This window comes from Enterobacter sp. S-33, from assembly GCF_028735835.1.
Taxonomy (GTDB): Bacteria; Pseudomonadota; Gammaproteobacteria; order Enterobacterales; family Enterobacteriaceae; genus Enterobacter; species Enterobacter vonholyi.
Genome location: NZ_CP117838.1, coordinates 3,356,598 through 3,375,890, shown reverse-complemented (window position 1 = coordinate 3,375,890; position 19,293 = coordinate 3,356,598). Strand labels below are relative to the sequence as shown.

Here is a 19,293-nt window from a genome sequence, read left to right as displayed (position 1 = left end):
CTCCTAAGCAGTAATTTGGGCCGCATCTCGTGGATTAGCAGATTGTTTTTTCTTCAATGAACTTGTTAACCAGCGTCATTAACTCGTCCGTTGTCGGTTGAGCAAGAGCCTGCTCTGCTAACACCTTCGCATCTTCGAAGTTCGTGTTACGGATAATCTTCTTAATGCGCGGGATGGAAATGGCGCTCATAGAGAATTCGTCCAGACCCATACCCAGCAACAGAAGTGTAGCACGTTCGTCGCCTGCAAGCTCACCACACATGCCAGTCCATTTACCTTCTGCATGAGAAGCATCAATAACTTGCTTGATCAAGTTCAGTACGGACGGTGACATTGGCTGGTAGAGATGTGAAATCATATCATTACCACGGTCAACTGCCAGGGTGTACTGCGTTAAATCATTGGTGCCGATACTAAAGAAATCAACTTCTTTGGCTAAATGACGCGCAATAGTCGCCGCCGCAGGTGTTTCCACCATTACGCCGATCTCGATTGACTCGTCAAACGCTTTACCTTCGTCGCGCAGTTCCTGCTTGTAAATTTCGATCTCTTTCTTCAGTGCACGCACTTCTTCAACAGAGATGATCATCGGGAACATGATGCGCAGTTTACCGAAAGCAGAGGCACGCAGGATCGCGCGAACCTGGTCACGCAGGATCTCTTTACGATCCATCGCGATACGAATCGCACGCCAGCCCAGGAACGGGTTCTCTTCTTTCGGGAAGTTCATGTACGGCAGCTCTTTGTCGCCACCAATGTCCATAGTACGGACGATAACCGCCTGAGAGCCACACGCTTCAGCCACGGCTTTATAGGCAGCAAACTGCTCTTCTTCCGTTGGCAGCGCGTCGCGGTCCATGAACAGGAATTCTGTACGATAGAGACCTACGCCTTCCGCACCGTTGCGCTCAGCGCCATCAACGTCGCGGACGGTACCGATGTTTGCGCACACTTCAACCTGATGGCCGTCCAGGGTGATAGCTGGCAGGTCTTTCAGCTTAGCGAGTTCCGCTTTTTCAGTCGCAACCTGCTCCTGAACCGCGCGCAGTTTATCGATCTCTTCATTAGTTGGGTTGACGTAAACCAGATTGTTTACGGCATCCAGAATCAGATAGTCGCCGTTTTTCACCTGAGAGGTGACGCTACCGGTACCCACGATGGCAGGCAGTTCCAGAGAGCGCGCCATGATAGAGGTGTGGGAGGTACGGCCACCCGCGTCGGTGATGAAACCGAGGACCTTTTTCAGGTTCAGCTGTGCGGTTTCAGACGGGGTGAGGTCCGCGGCAACCAGGATCACTTCATCCTGAATTGCGCTCAGGTCGATAATGGCCAGACCCAGGATGTTGCGCAGCAGGCGCTTACCGATGTCACGTACGTCAGCCGCACGCTCTTTCAGGTATTCATCATCCAGTTCTTCCAGGGCAGTTGCCTGACCTTCGATAACTTCATGCGCAGCCGCGTCGGCCGTCATGCCTTTATCTTTAATCAGGGCTATGATTTCCTGCTCCAGCTCCTCATCTTCGAGCAGCATGATGTGCCCTTCGAAGATGGCTTCTTTTTCTTCACCGAAAGTTTCGCCAGCTTTAGTTTTGATTGCTTCCAGTTGCGCAGATGCCTTGGCACGACCGCTCAGAAAACGTTCAACTTCCTGATCAACCTTGTCGGCAGAAATTTTTTTCCGGTCGATGACGATCTCGTCTTCTTTCAGCAGCAGTGCTTTGCCGAAAGCGATACCCGGGGATGCTAAAATGCCTGAAATCATAACCCTACCTTACTTGTGACTGATATTTAAAAGAACCCGGAAACTTACTCGAGCTCAGCCATCAGTTTTACCAGATGCTCAACTGCTTTCTGCTCGTCTTCACCTTCCGCAGAGATGGTGACAACGGTGCCCTGAGTCAGGCCCAGAGTCTGCAGTTTGAACAGGCTTTTTGCGCTCGCGCTTTTGCCGTTGGAAGTCACAGTGATTTCAGAAGAAAAGCCTTTTGCTTCTTTAACAAACTGAGCAGCAGGGCGGGTGTGCAGACCGTTCGGAGCGGTAATGGTAACTTCTTGCTGGAACATTGTATTTCCCCAACTTATAGGTTTAGTGTTGTGGAACTAAAGTCTAGCCTGGCGACTGAACTTTAGCCTGTATTGTTAGCGCTGACGTTTCGATCGTCATTAAACATTATGCAGCGAAAGCAAGACTTGAACCAAATCATAAAATCGATTCAGCAAGGCTATTTCATTCACCGATTAATTTCACGCATCAAAATAATTGCTGGTTTAAATACCAGACCCAACGGGGTGAAGCAATGCCAGGAGGGGTAAAAGTTTGAAGCAGGCCACAAAAAAGCACCTGAAAAGGTGCTTTTTTACGCGTTATTAACATGCTGGCACTACTGTTGCAGCTCTTTTTCGGTAAACAGATCGGCAAACAGTGCGGTGCTCAAGTAACGCTCACCCGAGGACGGAAGGATAACCACAATATTCTTATTGGTAAAGGCTTCGTCTTCCTGCAGCTTGAGCGCTGCCGCAACGGCCGCACCGGAAGAGATACCCGCCAGAATGCCTTCTTCATCCATCAGGCGACGCGCGGTAGAGATGGCCTCTTCGTTAGTGATGGTGACCACTTTATCGATCAGCTTCAGATCCAGGTTGCCCGGAATGAAGCCTGCGCCAATACCCTGGATTTTATGCGGGCCTGGTTTGAGCTCTTCACCGGCCAGGGCCTGGGTGATAACCGGTGAGTCAGTCGGCTCAACGGCAACGGTGATCAGGTCTTTTTTACCCTTTGTGCCTTTAATATAGCGTGACACGCCGGTCAGCGTACCGCCGGTACCCACGCCGGAGATAAAGACGTCAACCTGGCCGTCGGTATCTTCCCAGATTTCCGGACCGGTGGTCTTCTCGTGAATTTCCGGGTTTGCCGGGTTGCTGAACTGCTGCAGCAGCAGATATTTCGCCGGATCGCTGGCTACAATCTCTTCGGCTTTCTGAATGGCGCCCTTCATGCCCTTCGCGCCTTCGGTCAGAACCAGGTTCGCGCCAAGCGCTTTAAGCAGCTTACGACGCTCGATGCTCATCGTTTCTGGCATAGTCAGCGTCAGCTTGTAGCCGCGCGCAGCAGCAACATAGGCCAGAGCAATACCGGTGTTACCGCTGGTTGGTTCCACCAGCTCAACGCCAGGCTTCAGTACGCCACGTTTTTCAGCATCCCAAATCATGTTTGCACCGATACGGCATTTAACGCTGAAGCTCGGGTTACGTGATTCGACCTTCGCCAGGATGCGTCCATTACCGATACGGTTCAGTCGAACCAGGGGCGTATGACCGATAGTCAGCGAGTTGTCTTCATAAATCTTACTCATGGCCTGTCCTTAACTGTATGAAATTGGGATACCGACCCAGCATACCTGTTGAGCGGGTAGGGGGAAGTAAGGAATTCGCATATCTATATACTGCAAGGAAATAATGGGGATCAGTATGGAATAAGGGGCGGCATAAGCCACCCCTGCTTTACACATTTTTGCATTATTTCCATAACGCGTGCTTAGCACGGTAGCAGTCGACCCACATCGCCGTCGCGCCGCAAACGGCGACGGGCATAATGAACAGATTAAGGAAGGGAATCATGGTGAACAGGCTGGTCAGTGCGCCAAACTGCATATTGGCGACCTTCTGGCTGCGCAGGGCGGTGCGCATCTCTTTAAACGGTACCTTGTGGTTATCGAAAGGATAGTCGCAGTACTGAATGGCCAGCATCCAGGCGCTGAACAGGAACCACAGCACCGGTGCCACGGTCTGGCCAATGCCTGGCACAAAATAGAGGATAAGCAGCACGAGCGCGCGGGGCAGGTACCAGGCAAACTTCTGCCATTCGCGCTTCATAATGCGAGGGAGGTCTTTCATGATCCCCCATATCCCTGTGTCCGGCGGCGTCGCACCGGTAAGCCGCGCTTCCAGCTGTTCCGCCAGCAGACCGTTAAACGGTGCGGCTATCCAGTTTGCAATTGTCGAGAAGAAGTAGCCAAACACCAGCAGCACGGAGATCACCGCCACCGGCCAGAGCAGGTAGTTAAGCCACTGCAGCCAGTCCGGCACGTAACTCATCAGCGACGGGATCCAGCTCTCCAGTTTTGTAAACAGCCACCAGAACGCGCCGCCCATAAGAATAATGTTGATCAACAGCGGCAGAATGACGAAGCGTCGAATCCCCGGCAGGGAGACCAGTTTCCAGCCCTGAGAAAAATACCAGACGCCGCTGCGAGGGGGGGAAGAAGATGTTGAAACCATAGCCAGGCTGTACTCCTTTTTACACAACCAGTGGAATTGCCCGCCTATATTATCCACTTACGGAGCAATGACCAGTTCGGAAATGTTCGAAAAACCAGCAAAAAGCACGATTTCCTTCATCTTTATGCTGTGAATGCTCTGCACACACTTGCACTTGACGTAAACGGCAAATACTCTTAGTGAGTAAATGTTTGCCGTGGTGGCAAGGTGTTAGAACAACAGAGAATATAATGATGCAGGATTTGCGTCTGATATTAATCATTGTTGGCGCGATCGCCATAATCGCTTTACTGGTACATGGTTTCTGGACCAGCCGTAAAGAGCGTTCCTCGATGTTTCGCGATCGCCCACTGAAGCGCATGAAGTCCAGTCGTGACGACGATGACAGTGAAGATGACATCGACGGCAGCGATGACGACGGCGTGGGTGAAGTTCGTGTTCATCGGGTCAATACTGCGCCCGGCGCTGGCCATGGGGAGCATGAAGCGCCTCGTCCTTCGCAGCACCAGTATCAACCGCCGTATGCTTCTGCACAGCCGCGCCAGCCAGCGCCGCAGCCTGTGGAAGAACCGGTGCGCCAGCCGCCGCAACAGCCTGTCTATCAGCAGCCTGCTGCGCCACAACCGGTTCAGCAACCGGTTCAGCAGCCCGTGCAGCAACAACCTGCTCAGCCAGTACAACAACCGCAGCAGCCTGTTCACTTACAGCCTGCGCCTCAGCCTGCTCCGGCCCCGCACGTTGAGCCTGAGCCCGTTGCAGAGCCAGAGCCGGTTGTTGAAAAACCGCAGCGTAAAGAAGCGGTGATCATCATGAACGTGGCCGCGCATCACGGTAGCCATCTCAATGGCGATGTGCTGCTTAACAGTATTCAACAGGCAGGCTTCAAGTTTGGCGATATGAATATTTTCCATCGCCACCTGAGCCCTGACGGTAGCGGTCCGGCGCTGTTCAGCCTGGCCAACATGGTTAACCCTGGCACCTTCGATCCGGAAATGACCGGTGATTTCGTTACCCCGGGCGTCACTATCTTTATGCAGGTGCCGTCCTACGGTGATGAACTGCAAAACTTTAAGCTGATGCTGCAGTCCGCTCAGCACATCGCTGACGAAGTCGGTGGCGTGGTGCTCGACGATCAGCGTCGAATGATGACCCCGCAGAAATTGCGCGAGTATCAGGACCGCATCCGCGAAGTTAAGGAAGCTAACGCGTAATCGCCGCGTTGACTTCAACTCCTCCTCAACCCCCGCATGTCGGGGGTTTTTTCTCATTGATGGTGCGATATGGACTCAATCGAACAACAACTCACTGAACTGCGAACCACGCTTCGCCATCATGAATACCTCTATCATGTTATGGACGCGCCGGAAGTGCCGGATGCGGAGTATGACCGCCTTATGCGCGAGCTGCGCGAACTAGAGGCGCAGCATCCTGAACTCATCACGCCGGATTCCCCCACCCAGCGCGTCGGCGCTGAGCCGCTGGGCGCTTTCAGCCAGGTGCGTCATGAAGTGCCGATGCTGTCGCTGGATAACGTCTTCGATGAAGAGAGCTTCCTCGCGTTTAACAAGCGCGTGCAGGATCGCCTGAAAAGCAGCGACTCTCTCACCTGGTGCTGCGAGCTGAAGCTGGATGGCCTGGCGGTCAGTCTTCTCTATGAAAACGGCGTGCTGGTGCGTGCCGCGACGCGTGGCGACGGCACGACGGGCGAAGACATCACCACCAACGTGCGTACCATCCGCGCGATCCCTCTGAGGCTGCAGGGTGACAACATTCCTGCACGTCTGGAAGTGCGCGGCGAAGTGTTCCTGCCGCAGGCGGGCTTCGAGAAAATTAACGAAGAGGCTCGTCGCACCGGCGGGAAAGTGTTTGCTAACCCGCGTAATGCGGCGGCGGGCTCGCTGCGCCAGCTCGACCCACGTATTACCGCGAAGCGACCGCTTACTTTCTTCTGCTACGGTGTGGGTATTCTTGAGGGCGGCGAGCTGCCGGATACGCACCTTGGACGCCTGCTACAGTTTAAAGCGTGGGGCCTGCCGGTGAGCAACCGCGTTCAGCTCTGCGACTCGCCGGAAGCGGTGCTGGCGTTCTACCACAAGGTGGAAGCGGACCGTCCGACGCTCGGGTTTGATATTGATGGCGTGGTCATCAAGGTGAACTCGCTGGCGCTGCAGGAGCAGCTGGGCTTTGTGGCGCGCGCGCCGCGCTGGGCGGTGGCGTTTAAGTTCCCGGCTCAGGAGCAGATGACCTTCGTTCGCGACGTGGAGTTCCAGGTCGGTCGAACGGGGGCTATTACACCGGTCGCCCGTCTGGAACCAGTGCAGGTGGCGGGCGTGCTGGTGAGTAACGCCACGCTGCACAACGCCGATGAAATCGAACGCCTGGGCCTGCGCATTGGTGACAAAGTGGTGATTCGCCGCGCAGGGGACGTGATCCCGCAGGTGGTTAACGTCGTTGAGTCAGAGCGTCCTGACGATACGCGCGAAGTTGTCTTCCCGACCCATTGTCCGGTGTGCGGCTCGGACGTTGAGCGCGTAGAAGGTGAAGCGGTGGCGCGCTGTACGGGTGGCTTAATCTGTGGCGCGCAGCGTAAAGAGTCACTGAAGCACTTCGTCTCCCGTCGCGCAATGGACGTTGACGGCATGGGCGACAAGATTATCGATCAGCTGGTTGAGAAAGAGTACGTCCACACGCCAGCGGACCTCTTCAGGTTGACCGCTGGTAAACTGACCGGTCTGGACCGCATGGGACCAAAGTCTGCCCAGAATGTGGTTAACGCGCTGGAAGCCGCAAAAGAGACGACTTTCGCCCGTTTCCTCTACGCGCTGGGCATTCGTGAAGTGGGTGAAGCAACCGCAGCAGGTCTGGCAGCATACTTTGGTACGCTGGAGGCGCTGGAAAAGGCGAGCATTGAGGAGCTGCAGAAAGTCCCGGACGTAGGTATTGTCGTCGCCACGCACGTCTTTAACTTCTTCGCCGAAGAGAGCAACCGTAACGTCATCGGCGAACTGCTGGAAGAGGGCATTAAATGGCCCGCGCCGGTGGTGGTTAACGCTGAAGAGATCGACAGCCCGTTCGCCGGTAAAACGGTGGTGCTGACCGGCAGCCTGAGCCAGCTTTCACGCGACGATGCCAAAGCACGTCTGGTGGCGCTGGGGGCGAAAGTGGCGGGCAGCGTGTCGAAGAAAACTGACCTGGTGATCGCCGGTGAAGCGGCGGGTTCGAAGCTGGCGAAAGCCCAGGAGCTCGGCATTGAGGTTATCGACGAAGTGGAAATGATGCGTCTGTTAGGAGAGTAACGTGGAGAAAGAGCAGCTCGTTGAGATCGCCAATACCGAGATGCCGTTCGGTAAATACAAGGGCCGCAGGCTGATTGATTTGCCGGAGGAGTATCTGCTGTGGTTTGCCCGTAAGGATGAATTCCCGGCAGGGCGACTGGGCGAGCTGATGGCTATCACGTTACTGATCAAAACCGAGGGGCTGACTCAGCTGGTGCAGCCCCTGAAACGTCCTTAACTTAAGCCTTCGCGGCGCGGGTCTCTTCCTGCGCCAGCTTTTCGGTCTGGCGCTTGTAGCGACGCGCCAGCACCGCGCAGACCATCAGTTGGATCTGGTGGAAAATCATCAGCGGCAGCACCATCATCCCAATCACCGAGGTCGGGAACAGAATGTTGGCCATCGGGATGCCGTTCGCCAGGCTCTTTTTCGAACCGCAGAATACGATCGTAATTTCATCCGCTTTGTTGAAGCCGCATTTGCGTGCCACAAAGACGTTAACGGCAATAACAATCGCCAGCAGGACGATGCTGACCACCACGATAAACAGCAGCGAGCCTGCCCCCACCTTGTGCCAGATCCCGTTTACGACCGCTTCGCTGAAGGCGGAGTAAACCACCAGCAGAATCGAGGTCTGGTCGGTTTTTGAAATCCATTTTTTATGCTTCGCCACAAACGCGCCGGTCCACGGTCGGGAAAGATGCCCCAGCACAAACGGCAGCAGCAGCTGCAGACAGATTTTGCCGACCTGCTCAAGGTTACCTTCCGCACCGTGCATGTTCATCAGCAGGCCTACCAGCAGCGGCGAAACGAAAATCCCTAACAGGCTGGATGCCGATGCCGAGCAGACCGCGGCCGCCACGTTCCCTCCCGCGAGAGAGGTAAAGGCAATGGCGGACTGCACCGTGGCCGGAAGAATACAGAGATACAGGAAACCGGTGTAAAGCGCCGGGTCGACGTTAACCGGCGCCCACCAGGCAAACAGCACCCCGAGGATCGGAAACAGAATGAACGTGCTGCACATCACCCACAGGTGTAGTCGCCAGTGGCTACCGCCCGCGATAATGGCTTCGCGGGAGAGCTTTGCGCCGTGCATAAAGAACAGTAGCGCGATGGCGGCCGTCGTCAGCCCTTCAAAAAACGGAACGAAACCGCCGCGAGCGGGGAAGAAAGAGGCCAGTAAAACGGTAACTACCAGGGTGAGCGTAAACGGATCAACAATACGAAATAGTTTCATAATGACTCCTGAAAACAGATGACGCTATTGTGCTTTTTTTCATTTGAGAAATAAAATTGATTTATTGCATCCATTCATGAATTAAAAAGATGAATTATTCACTCCGTCAGCTTCGTGTTTTTGTCACCGTGGCGCAGGCTCGTAGCTTTAGCCGGGCAGGGGAGATGATTGGCCTGAGCCAGTCGGCGGTTAGCCACAGCGTGAAAGAGCTGGAAAATCAGACTGGCGTCCGGTTACTTGACCGAACCACGCGTGAAGTGGTGCTGACCGAAGCGGGGCAGCAGCTCGCTCTGCGCCTTGAACGGTTGCTGGATGAGCTCAACAGCACGCTCAGAGACGTGGGGAGGCTGGGCCAGCAGCTTTCGGGTACCGTGCGGGTCGCGGCCAGCCAGACGATATCCGCACACCTTATACCTCAGTGTATTGCCGAGGGAAGCCATCGCTACCCGGACATTGATTTTGTGCTGCATGACAGGCCGCAACAGTGGGTGCTGGAAAGCATCCGCCAGGGGGATGTCGATTTTGGTATTGTTATCGATCCCGGTCAGGCAAGCGATCTGGCGTGCGAAAGCGTACTCTCTGAGCCTTTTTTGCTGCTCTGCCGTGACGACGATCCGCTGGCCTCGTTGCCGGAGGTCAGCTGGCAGTCCCTGCAGCGCGCGAATCTGGTATTACAGGATTATGCCTCGGGCAGCCGTCCGTTGATTGATTCCGCGCTGGTGAATCAGGGCGTAAAGGCAACAATCGTGCAGGAGATTGGTCACCCGGCGACGCTGTTTCCCATGGTGGAAGCCGGCATTGGCATCAGCGTATTGCCCGCCCTGGCGCTCCCCCTGCCGCAGGGAAGCAGACTGGCCGTCAGGCGATTAACGCCCGTTGTCGAGCGAAAGCTGATGCTGGTGCGGCGAAAAAATCGTTCACTCTCGGGGGCGGCGCAGGCTATCTGGGAAGTGGTGCGTATCCAGGCACAACGATTAACCGAAGCCCGCATACGCGACCCACTGTTTAACGCATCAGAAGATCAGATGTAGATATCAATCTGATTATTGTCTGACGGGCTATTCACGCCTTCCACTTTGCCCAGTTTTTGTTCCTGCTTCTTCTGGGCCTCTTCGGCCTGCTGGCGCTGCAGCGCCGCGAGCTGAGCCTGCAGCACTTTGAGCTGGGTCTGAATAAGTTCCTGCTGCTTTTTCTTCTCGTCGGTGCTGATGGGGCTGTTCGACAGCTCTTTTAACTGCTGGGTCAGTTTTTTGATCTTGTCGAGAATGCGGGTGATTTGCGCAGAGATATCGTTACTGCTCGAAGTTCCGCTCGCGCCGCTGGTTTGAATCTGTTGGGTTGAAGCCTGAATGGTCGTCATACTTTTTCCTCGCGTTATAAAACAGAGGTATCGGCACCAATGGGATTAGCTTGAGCAAAACTGCCATATCTGGCAGGGAGTTGCATCGATACACAATCAGTATTGATTGCGACGTTGAAGGCAGGGAAGTAGACAAACTGCGGATAGCAAAAAGGCGCCTTTAGGGCGCCTTTTTACATTGGTGGGTCGTGCAGGATTCGAACCTGCGACCAATTGATTAAAAGTCAACTGCTCTACCAACTGAGCTAACGACCCGAAATGGTGGGCGATGACGGGCTCGAACCGCCGACCCCCTCCGTGTAAAGGAGATGCTCTACCAACTGAGCTAATCGCCCATTTCGGAACTGCTGCGATAAGGTGAGAATGGTGGGCGATGACGGGCTCGAACCGCCGACCCCCTCCGTGTAAAGGAGATGCTCTACCAACTGAGCTAATCGCCCAATCTCAATTCTTATCTATACTGCGGGTCTACCGAAGTAGATGGTGGGTGATGACGGGCTCGAACCGCCGACCCCCTCCGTGTAAAGGAGATGCTCTACCAACTGAGCTAATCACCCCCGCTGTGTGGAGTCGCATTATAGGGAGAGTTGAAAATGAGTCAACGCATTTTCTAAAGTTTTTATTCGTTCGTCGTAAAATTAAGCAAAACGATCGCGAAACGGGCTGTGGCGCATGATTTCTAAACAAAAATCGCAAACTCGGTCACGATAAAGGGATCAACATTGAGGAATCCCCCCACAGTGATAGAATATTGCCCATCGTTTTTTCCCCAGGATTTGCCGATTGCCGGCATCTTTATAACGTAAGGCCATTTCATGAAAATCAAAACTCGCTTCGCGCCGAGCCCGACAGGCTATCTGCACGTCGGTGGTGCACGTACCGCTCTCTATTCCTGGCTTTTCGCACGCCACAATAAAGGTGAGTTCGTGCTGCGTATTGAAGACACCGATCTTGAGCGCTCCACGCCAGAAGCAATTGAAGCCATTATGGATGGGATGAACTGGCTGAATCTGGAATGGGATGAAGGTCCATATTTCCAGACCAAACGCTTTGACCGCTATAACGCGGTCATTGATGAAATGCTGGTCGCGGGCACGGCGTATAAGTGCTATTGCTCCAAAGAGCGTCTGGATGCGCTGCGCGAAGAGCAGATGGCGAATGGTGAAAAGCCGCGTTATGACGGCCGCTGCCGCCATGACCACAGCGAGCACGCTGCTGATGAGCCTTGCGTGGTGCGTTTTGCTAACCCGCAAGAGGGATCTGTGATCTTTGACGACCAGATCCGTGGCCCGATCGAATTCAGCAACCAGGAGCTGGACGATCTGATCATCCGCCGCACCGATGGTTCCCCAACCTACAACTTCTGCGTGGTGGTTGACGACTGGGATATGGAAATTACTCACGTTGTCCGTGGTGAAGACCACATCAACAACACGCCACGTCAGATCAACATCCTGAAGGCGCTGAACGCCCCTGTGCCTGTTTATGCGCACGTCTCCATGATCAACGGCGACGACGGGAAAAAGCTGTCTAAACGTCACGGCGCGGTCAGCGTCATGCAGTATCGCGACGACGGTTATCTGCCAGAAGCGCTGCTGAACTATCTGGTGCGTCTGGGCTGGGCTCACGGTGACCAGGAGATCTTCAGCCGTGAAGAGATGATCGAACTGTTCTCTCTGAGCTCTGTCAGCAAATCAGCGAGCGCGTTTAATACCGACAAGCTCCAGTGGCTGAACCATCACTACATCAATACCATGCCGCCAGAATATGTGGCGACGTACCTGCAGTGGCACATTGAGCAGGCAAATATTGATACCCGCACTGGCCCTGAGCTGGCGGATCTGGTGAAACTGCTCGGCGAGCGCTGCAAAACTCTGAAAGAGATTGCTGAAAGCTGCCGCTACTTCTATGAAGAGTTTGCTGAGTTCGACGCGGACGCCGCGAAGAAACACCTCCGTCCGGTTGCGCGTCAGCCGCTGGAAGTGGTGCGTGACAAGCTGGCTGCGCTCACCGAATGGACCGCTGAGAATGTGCATCACGCCATTCAGGCGACGGCAGACGAGCTGGAAATCGGCATGGGTAAAGTCGGTATGCCACTGCGCGTTGCGGTGACCGGTGCGGGTCAGTCTCCGGCGCTGGACGTAACGGTTCATGCCATCGGCAAATCACGCAGCGTGGCGCGCATTAACAAGGCGCTGGACTTTATCGCTGAACGAGAAAATCAGCAGTAATAACGTCTCAGATAAAACAAACGGCAGGGGAACCTGCCGTTTTTTTATGCTTCTTCTTCTGCAATCCCCAGACGCTTAAGAAATCCGTGTATGCCTTCGCGCTTCAATAACGCATCCAGACGCTTCTGCTCCGGCTTAGTCATACTCTCCAGCGTCTCAATAATGCCCGGATACAGGTTTGAAGAGGGGGTATTGTAGGAAGACGTGGCCTCCGCGAGATGGTAAACCTCGTGAGGGGTGCGAATTGCCGGGAGGCTCATAATATGTTCCTTCACGCGCGCATCGACATGAATGAGTCGCGCGCGACCGCCTTTCACGCCGTTGAGCCCTTCGGTTTTCCATCCCTGCTGGCGTATCCAACGATTAACCGTTTGCCTGGCGACGCCCAAACTCTCCGCCAGCTCTTCCGTGGTCATTTTGCTCCGTAATCTTTTCATGTCAGTCCCGATCGCGAATCCCTAAACGTTGCAATAATCCGGTGATCCCTTCTCGCAGTAATAGCGATGTCATCTGCTTCTGCTCTTCCGGCGTCATTTCATTGGCTAGCGTCAGGAGCAGGGTGTGAAGTGAACTATCATGACTGACGCCTTCTGGCAGTTCGGACGTTTCGCTTGCCCGACGTGCACTGCGGATAAATTCACGGACTTTTTCGTTCACATGTACCAGACGCGCTTTCCCGCCCTGGACGCCTGGCTTTGGTGACGTAATCCAACCCTCTTTGCGTACCCATTTATTGATGGTCTGTCGGCTATAGCCAGTGAGGAGGGCTAACTCTTCTGGCGTCATTCGTTCCTTGATCATGCAATTTCCTGAATATCTGTGGGGTTAATTAGCGGCTCATTTTATAGCACCCTTTAACGTGAAAACGTGACAGGCTTAACTCCTGACTGCGAGCAGGCTCGCAAAGTGATTCATTTGCATGATTTTTCGGCGATTGAATAGCTGGAATTGATTTTGCCGTTGACACTCCGCAGCGGAATTCATATTATGCCGCCCGTCAACATGACAGCTTTACGATGGGGCTATAGCTCAGCTGGGAGAGCGCTTGCATGGCATGCAAGAGGTCAGCGGTTCGATCCCGCTTAGCTCCACCAAACTCTGAACCCAACAGAGTACGGTCAGTAAAGTCATATGTGGGGCTATAGCTCAGCTGGGAGAGCGCTTGCATGGCATGCAAGAGGTCAGCGGTTCGATCCCGCTTAGCTCCACCAAAATTGTAAACCCTCGTCGAATGACGGGGGTTTTTTTTATCTGTTTGTAACGCCCTTTACCGCATTTTGTTATCAAAAAGAAGGTATTTCTGTACCTCACCTCAATCGTAATCAATAAACCGGTCTATAAATAGACTTGAACTTGATTCGCGCAATTAATAAACCTATTATCCATCCGGTCAATGATTCTCCTGGAAAATAACGTCCCTGATTAATGAATAAAAAAACGTATGATAATGTAAAGATATTTATGATTGCCCTGGCACTTTGCCTGATTGCGGTACCTGTCTCCCGTTATCTTTCTCCACGCGCAATTGTTAATGGTCACGACGTTTATTTAGCATGGTTGCCACTCAGCGTTATGCTGGCGGTAATTCTGATATTTGGGCGCAGAGCAATTCTTCCCATTCTGTTAGGTTTTACTGTCACTAATTTATTCTATATTAATTTAGCGCCGCTACAATATCCAGTTTTACTGTTCTGTCAGACCTTTGCGTTATTCGCGGGGTGCGGCCTGCTACGCCTTATGCTGGGCAAGCGCTGGCGCTACAGTATCCCTAACAAACACATCGGGCTTCGTATATTCTGGCTCGGTTTTGTCGTGCCATTAGGTATTAAGCTGTCGATGTATATGGCAGGCTATTTCTTTGATTTTCCGGTGACAATTTCGACCTATTTCGGCGAAGGCACGGTAATTTATAACGTTGTGGATATTCAAAGCCTGATATGCGCGGCGCTGATTTTTACCATGATGTTCTATTACCCGCTAAGAATGATAATTAATCCTCGTTATGCCGTCACCTTCTGGCGGCGAAGCGTGAAGCCCATGTTTTATCACAAGAATCCATTATATATTTTTGTCTGGTTAGCGCTTTTAAGCTTCATTCTTGTCATTTTATGTGGTCCTTTTGAGTCACCGGTCATTGCGGGCTATTTGATGCCGCTGATATTTATTCTTTTTACCTTAGCGATAAGCCGCCTGACCTATGCGTTGATTTCTCTGCTGTGGGCCACCTCAGCGCTCCTGCTGCTGACATACAACTACAACTTCCTTAACGGGGTGGAATCGGGACATTCGCTCTCCTTTATCCTCTCCGTGCTGATCTCTTTCGCCATCTGTTTGCTTTACATGTCTCGCATTTACCAGCGCAGCGAGTGGCTGAAGCGGGGCTGGCAGGACAGGGCGCTGACCGATCCTCTTACCGGTCTGCCTAATATTCGTGCGCTGGAGGATTACCTTGAAATTCATCCGGATGCCAAAGTGTGCATTTTGCGCATGGATAATCTGGAGTTTTTGAGCCGCCACTACGGGATTATCATGCGGGTCCACTGCAAACGAACGATCGCCACGTCGCTTCAGCCGCTCCTGCAAAAAGATGAGCTGCTCTTCCAGCTGCCCGGAAGCGAGTTGGTGCTGGTCTTGCTCGGGCCGGAAATTGCTGAACGTCTCCAGCATATGGTCGATCGGCTCAACAGCAATAAGATTTTCTGGAACAACACCGGGCTGGATATTGAGTTTGGTGCATCATGGGGAATGGTCGAAGACGGCGAGAAACTGCATCACACGCTGGGGCAGCTAAGCTGGCTGGCAGAACAGGCCTGCGGAGAGCAAAACGTACTCGCGCTAACGAATAGTCTTGAGGTGGCATCAGGGCAAACGACAGAGCGTGTCCTGATGCTGGCTCGGATTAAGCATGCCCTGGAGGCGGGGCAGTTCAATTTGTATGCGCAGCCGATCCAGAAGGCGGACGGGAGCGGGTACTATGAAATCCTGACGCGAATGGAGAGCGAGGGGGAGATTATTACCCCTGACCGCTTTATTCCGCTGATTGCGCAGTTCAACCTCAGCCACCGGTTTGATATGTGCGTCATGGAAAAATTACTGGTATGGCTGCGAGATAACCCTGCAACGCACGCTGGCGCCCGTTTTTCCGTCAATCTGATGCCGCTGACGCTGATGCAAAAAGAGGTGGCGACCGAGATTTGCGCGCTGTTTGAACGGTACGGCGTGGCACCGCAGGCCGTCGTGATCGAGATTACTGAAGAGCAGGCTTTCTCAAATTCAGGCACGAGTATCAATAATATTCAGCAATTGCGGGAGTATGGTTTCCGGATCGCCATCGATGATTTTGGTACTGGCTACGCTAACTATGAGCGTCTCAGACGCCTGCAGGCGGACATCATTAAAATCGACGGCTGCTTTGTGAAAGACATTTGTACAGACGACATGGATGCAATGATTGTGCAGTCGATGTGTAATCTGGCAAAGACAAAATCGCTCTGCGTCGTCGCGGAATATGTGGAAACACCGGCGCAGCGGGAGATGCTGCTCCGCTTCGGTGTGGATTACCTGCAGGGCTACCTGATAGGCAAACCCAAACCGCTGGAAGAATTACGGACATAAAAAAACCGGGAGCCTGGCTCCCGGTTTTTGTTTCACGGTAAACGTTACAGGACCAGTGCCGCAATGGACGCTGACAGGACGCTCACCAGCGTAGAGCCGTAAACCAGTTTCAGGCCGAAGCGAGATACCACGTTACCCTGTTCTTCGTTCAGACCTTTAATCGCACCCGCGATAATCCCGATGGACGAGAAGTTCGCGAAGGAGACCAGGAACACGGAGAGAATGCCTTCCGCACGCGGAGAAAGCGTACTGGCAATTTTCTGCAGATCCATCATTGCAACGAATTCGTTAGAAACCAGCTTGGTTGCCATGATACTGCCCACCTGCAGCGCTTCGTGAGCCGGAACACCCATCACCCATGCAACCGGATAGAAGATGTAGCCCAGAATCCCCTGGAAGGAGATACCCAGCACCGCAGCGAACAGGGCGTTCAGCGCAGAAATCAGCGCAATGAAGCCGATCAGCATGGCGGCAACGATAATCGCGACTTTGAAACCGGCCAGAATGTACTCACCCAGCATTTCGAAGAAGCTCTGGCCTTCGTGCAGGTTTGACATCTGAATGTTCTCTTCGCTTGCGTCAACGCGGTACGGGTTGATCAGCGACAGAACGATAAAGGTGCTGAACATGTTCAGAACCAGCGCAGCAACCACGTATTTTGGTTCCAGCATGGTCATATACGCGCCCACTATAGACATGGAAACGGTAGACATTGCGGTTGCCGCCATGGTGTACATGCGGTTGCGGGACATCTTGCCGAGAATATCTTTATACGCGATGAAGTTCTCAGACTGACCGAGGATCAGGGAACTGACGGCGTTGAAGGATTCCAGCTTGCCCATACCGTTCACTTTGGATAACAGGAAACCAATTCCACGAATCACGAACGGCAGAACGCGGATGTGCTGCAGAATACCGATCAGCGCGGAGATGAAGACGATAGGGCAGAGAACCTTCAGGAAGAAGAACGCCAGACCTTCGTCGTTCATTTTACCGAAGACAAAGTTGGTCCCTTCGTTGGCGAATCCGAGCAGTTTTTCGAACATTTCGGAGAAGCCTTTCACGAAGCCGAGGCCTACGTTGGAGTTCAGGAAGAACCACGCAAGTAAAACTTCAATGACCAGCAGTTGAACAACATAACGGATACGAATTTTTTTGCGGTCTGTGCTGACCAGCAATGCAAGTGCAGTAACGACAACAAGTGCCAGGACAAAATGAAGGACGCGGTCCATATTTGCTCCAAATATGAGGCAGGTTTAATTTTCGTGCACATTCTATGTAACAAGCGAAAAGAAAACGAGATCGAGGACACACTATAGTTACATCCTGTGACGAGTCTCAAAAATAGTGATCCACAATACATTTTTGTTATGTTAGGTAAATGAGTGAAAAGTTAAGTTTGTGTGCTAGTCTTCACAAAAGCATGCGCGATTTCAGTTTCGGTTAGATCGCCCCACTTACCCGCCCGTCTATCGTTCAAAGCTATCAGAGAAATCACTGCAAACTTTATAAATGATCTTGATAATCATTCTCATTTTGATAGCATTAAACATAGCAAAGGCTATATTTCAGAGGCAGAAATGACAAACAGTCGCGTAGAGGGTAGCAGTGGCAGAGCCGCGCGCAAGTTGCGGTTTGCATTAATGGGACCTGCATTCATCGCTGCCATTGGCTATATCGATCCAGGAAACTTTGCGACCAATATTCAGGCCGGGGCCAGCTTCGGCTATAAGCTGCTGTGGGTGGTCGTCTGGGCTAACCTGATGGCGATGCTGATTCAGATGCTCTCCGCAAAGCTGGGGATTGCGACGGGTAAAAACTTGGCGGAGCAAATTCGCGACCATTACCCGCGCCCCGCCGTCTGGCTCTACTGGGTTCAGGCTGAAATCATCGCCATGGCCACTGACCTCGCTGAGTTTATCGGTGCAGCGATCGGCTTTAAGCTGATTCTGGGCGTGTCGCTGTTGCAAGGGGCGGTGCTGACCGGGATTGCCACTTTCCTCATCCTGATGCTGCAGCGTCGGGGTCAAAAGCCGCTGGAGAAGGTGATTGGTGGTCTGCTGCTTTTTGTGGCGGCGGCCTACATTGTCGAGCTGATTTTCTCACAGCCGAATCTGGCACAGCTCGGTAAAGGGATGGCGATCCCAAGCCTGCCAACGTCGGAAGCGGTGTTCCTGGCCGCCGGGGTGCTGGGGGCGACCATCATGCCGCACGTGATTTATTTGCACTCCTCGCTGACGCAGCATCTCCACGGTGGGACGCGTAAAGAGCGTTACTCCGCCACCAAGTGGGACGTCGCGATCGCTATGACCATCGCAGGGTTTGTAAACCTGGCGATGATGGCGACTGCAGCCGCGGCTTTCCACTTTAACGGTCATACCGGTATTGCCGATCTCGACCAGGCGTATCTCACGCTGGAGCCGTTGCTGAGCCATGCTGCCGCCACGATATTTGGTCTCAGCCTGGTAGCTGCAGGCCTCTCTTCTACGGTGGTGGGCACGCTGGCAGGCCAGGTTGTGATGCAGGGGTTTGTCCGCTTCCACATTCCGCTGTGGGTTCGTCGCTCCGTCACCATGCTACCGTCATTTGTGGTGATTCTGATGGGTCTCGACCCAACGCGAATTCTGGTCATGAGCCAGGTTCTGCTGAGTTTTGGTATCGCGCTGGCGCTGGTGCCGCTGCTGATCTTTACCAGCAACAAAACTCTGATGGGCGAGCTGGTTAACTCAACGCTGGTAAAACGAACCGGATGGGCCATCGTGGTGGTGGTCGTTGCGCTGAACCTGTGGTTGTTGGTGGGAACCGCACTGGGTCTTTAACAAAAAAGGAGCCTCCATGGCTCCTTTTTTATTAGTGGTGATGGCCGTGACCATGACCTTTCCCGCGACCCCAGCCGCCGCGACGGTCGTCACGATCGTTCCAGCCTTCACGGTAGCCGCGCTCATACGCGTTGTCTTTATACCAGCCGCGGTGTCTGCCGTTATCATGTTTCCACCAGCGATCGCCGCGCCATTCATAATGACGGTGCCAGTAGTCACGGTCGCGCCAGTAGCCGCCGTCCCAGTATCTGCCGTAGTCGTCACGATCGCCAATTTGTAATTTTACTGATGGCAACAGGGTGATTTCGCCCGCAGTGGCGATCAGCGGCGCCGAAGCCAGTAATACCGCTGCAAGAATCAGTGACCTGAACATACTCTTTCTCCTTCACGATCGGGGCCTTTGGTGGGCCTGTTAACGCAATTTTACGAGTTGGTAAAGCTTCGTATCATCGCCTCAACTCCGAATTCCTGGGGGAGAGC

Annotated in this window: 17 protein-coding genes and 6 tRNA genes; 9 read left to right on the top strand and 14 right to left on the bottom strand. The window is 53.4% G+C overall.

Annotated elements, in window-relative coordinates; genetic code table 11:
• Positions 1-34: 34 nt before the first annotated feature.
• From ptsI to cysZ, 4 genes are all read right to left on the bottom strand, one after another.
• Entirely contained in the window at positions 35-1,762 is a 1,728-nt protein-coding gene (gene ptsI / locus PUP35_RS15945; RefSeq protein WP_023332954.1) for a phosphoenolpyruvate-protein phosphotransferase PtsI, read from the bottom strand.
• A gap of 44 nt (positions 1,763-1,806) precedes the next feature.
• A complete protein-coding gene (ptsH, locus tag PUP35_RS15940) occupies positions 1,807-2,064 on the bottom strand; it encodes a phosphocarrier protein Hpr (protein ID WP_045909449.1) in 258 nt (85 codons plus the stop codon).
• 317 nt (positions 2,065-2,381) lie between these two features.
• Positions 2,382-3,353, bottom strand: a complete 972-nt coding sequence (cysK, locus tag PUP35_RS15935; protein ID WP_014884739.1) for a cysteine synthase A — start codon at positions 3,351-3,353, stop codon at positions 2,382-2,384.
• A gap of 163 nt (positions 3,354-3,516) precedes the next feature.
• Complete coding sequence (gene cysZ / locus PUP35_RS15930) at positions 3,517-4,278, bottom strand: sulfate transporter CysZ (protein WP_111965203.1); 762 nt, start codon at positions 4,276-4,278, stop codon at positions 3,517-3,519.
• Positions 4,279-4,508: 230 nt separating this feature from the next.
• On the opposite strand from cysZ, the gene zipA reads away from it, so the two are divergent.
• The 3 genes from zipA (at position 4,509) to PUP35_RS15915 (ending at position 7,791) form a co-directional block, all read left to right on the top strand.
• A complete protein-coding gene (gene zipA, locus PUP35_RS15925) occupies positions 4,509-5,489 on the top strand; it encodes a cell division protein ZipA (RefSeq protein ID WP_248174832.1) in 981 nt (326 codons plus the stop codon).
• Between the two features lie 69 nt (positions 5,490-5,558).
• The gene (ligA, locus tag PUP35_RS15920; protein ID WP_136195532.1) at positions 5,559-7,574 is read left to right on the top strand and encodes an NAD-dependent DNA ligase LigA; all 2,016 of its coding nucleotides are present in this window, start codon (positions 5,559-5,561) and stop codon (positions 7,572-7,574) included.
• Position 7,575: 1 nt separating this feature from the next.
• The gene (locus tag PUP35_RS15915; RefSeq protein WP_003861328.1) at positions 7,576-7,791 is read left to right on the top strand and encodes a DUF3820 family protein; all 216 of its coding nucleotides are present in this window, start codon (positions 7,576-7,578) and stop codon (positions 7,789-7,791) included.
• A 1-nt stretch (position 7,792) separates the two neighbouring features.
• On the opposite strand, the gene PUP35_RS15910 is transcribed toward PUP35_RS15915, so the two are convergent.
• Entirely contained in the window at positions 7,793-8,788 is a 996-nt protein-coding gene (locus PUP35_RS15910) for a bile acid:sodium symporter family protein (RefSeq protein WP_111965206.1), read from the bottom strand.
• 89 nt (positions 8,789-8,877) lie between these two features.
• Here PUP35_RS15910 and PUP35_RS15905 point away from each other — a divergent pair, with 89 nt between their 5' ends.
• Positions 8,878-9,819 (top strand): LysR family transcriptional regulator, encoded by a 942-nt coding sequence (locus PUP35_RS15905; protein WP_115875949.1) that lies wholly within the window; start codon positions 8,878-8,880, stop codon positions 9,817-9,819.
• On the opposite strand, the gene PUP35_RS15900 is transcribed toward PUP35_RS15905, so the two are convergent.
• The 5 genes from PUP35_RS15900 to PUP35_RS15880 form a co-directional block, all read right to left on the bottom strand.
• Entirely contained in the window at positions 9,810-10,148 is a 339-nt protein-coding gene (locus PUP35_RS15900) for a FlxA-like family protein (RefSeq protein ID WP_111965208.1), read from the bottom strand. The two genes, PUP35_RS15905 and PUP35_RS15900, sit on opposite strands and share 10 nt — an antisense overlap.
• A gap of 179 nt (positions 10,149-10,327) precedes the next feature.
• A tRNA-Lys gene (locus PUP35_RS15895) sits at positions 10,328-10,403 on the bottom strand.
• A 4-nt stretch (positions 10,404-10,407) separates the two neighbouring features.
• Positions 10,408-10,483: transfer RNA gene (locus tag PUP35_RS15890), tRNA-Val, on the bottom strand.
• A gap of 29 nt (positions 10,484-10,512) precedes the next feature.
• Positions 10,513-10,588 (bottom strand) — tRNA-Val (locus PUP35_RS15885).
• A gap of 41 nt (positions 10,589-10,629) precedes the next feature.
• Positions 10,630-10,705 (bottom strand) — tRNA-Val (locus tag PUP35_RS15880).
• A 258-nt stretch (positions 10,706-10,963) separates the two neighbouring features.
• On the opposite strand from PUP35_RS15880, the gene gltX reads away from it, so the two are divergent.
• Entirely contained in the window at positions 10,964-12,379 is a 1,416-nt protein-coding gene (gene gltX, locus PUP35_RS15875) for a glutamate--tRNA ligase (RefSeq protein WP_115875948.1), read from the top strand.
• 44 nt (positions 12,380-12,423) lie between these two features.
• Here the strand turns inward: gltX and PUP35_RS15870 are convergent, their stop codons facing one another.
• Positions 12,424-12,816 (bottom strand): YfeC-like transcriptional regulator, encoded by a 393-nt coding sequence (locus tag PUP35_RS15870; protein ID WP_111965210.1) that lies wholly within the window; start codon positions 12,814-12,816, stop codon positions 12,424-12,426.
• Position 12,817: 1 nt separating this feature from the next.
• Positions 12,818-13,180 carry a YfeC-like transcriptional regulator gene (locus tag PUP35_RS15865; protein WP_115875947.1) on the bottom strand — a complete coding sequence of 121 codons (363 nt, stop codon included), beginning with the start codon at positions 13,178-13,180 and terminating at the stop codon, positions 12,818-12,820.
• A gap of 217 nt (positions 13,181-13,397) precedes the next feature.
• Between PUP35_RS15865 and PUP35_RS15860 the strand changes: the two genes are divergently transcribed.
• The 3 genes from PUP35_RS15860 to PUP35_RS15850 all read left to right on the top strand — a co-directional run bounded on the left by PUP35_RS15860 (position 13,398) and on the right by PUP35_RS15850 (position 15,994).
• Positions 13,398-13,473 (top strand) — tRNA-Ala (locus PUP35_RS15860).
• Between the two features lie 41 nt (positions 13,474-13,514).
• Positions 13,515-13,590 (top strand) — tRNA-Ala (locus tag PUP35_RS15855).
• Positions 13,591-13,804: 214 nt separating this feature from the next.
• On the top strand, positions 13,805-15,994 hold the full coding sequence (locus PUP35_RS15850) for a sensor domain-containing phosphodiesterase (RefSeq protein WP_115875946.1): 2,190 nt from the start codon (positions 13,805-13,807) through the stop codon (positions 15,992-15,994).
• 44 nt (positions 15,995-16,038) lie between these two features.
• Here the strand turns inward: PUP35_RS15850 and PUP35_RS15845 are convergent, their stop codons facing one another.
• Positions 16,039-17,226 (bottom strand): NupC/NupG family nucleoside CNT transporter, encoded by a 1,188-nt coding sequence (locus PUP35_RS15845; protein ID WP_008501591.1) that lies wholly within the window; start codon positions 17,224-17,226, stop codon positions 16,039-16,041.
• Positions 17,227-17,574: 348 nt separating this feature from the next.
• Here PUP35_RS15845 and PUP35_RS15840 point away from each other — a divergent pair, with 348 nt between their 5' ends.
• On the top strand, positions 17,575-18,813 hold the full coding sequence (locus tag PUP35_RS15840; RefSeq protein ID WP_008501590.1) for an Nramp family divalent metal transporter: 1,239 nt from the start codon (positions 17,575-17,577) through the stop codon (positions 18,811-18,813).
• A gap of 31 nt (positions 18,814-18,844) precedes the next feature.
• Here the strand turns inward: PUP35_RS15840 and PUP35_RS15835 are convergent, their stop codons facing one another.
• Positions 18,845-19,186: a DUF2502 domain-containing protein gene (locus PUP35_RS15835; protein ID WP_111965213.1), complete on the bottom strand. Its 342-nt coding sequence runs from the start codon at positions 19,184-19,186 to the stop codon at positions 18,845-18,847.
• Between the last annotated feature and the right edge of the window lie 107 nt (positions 19,187-19,293).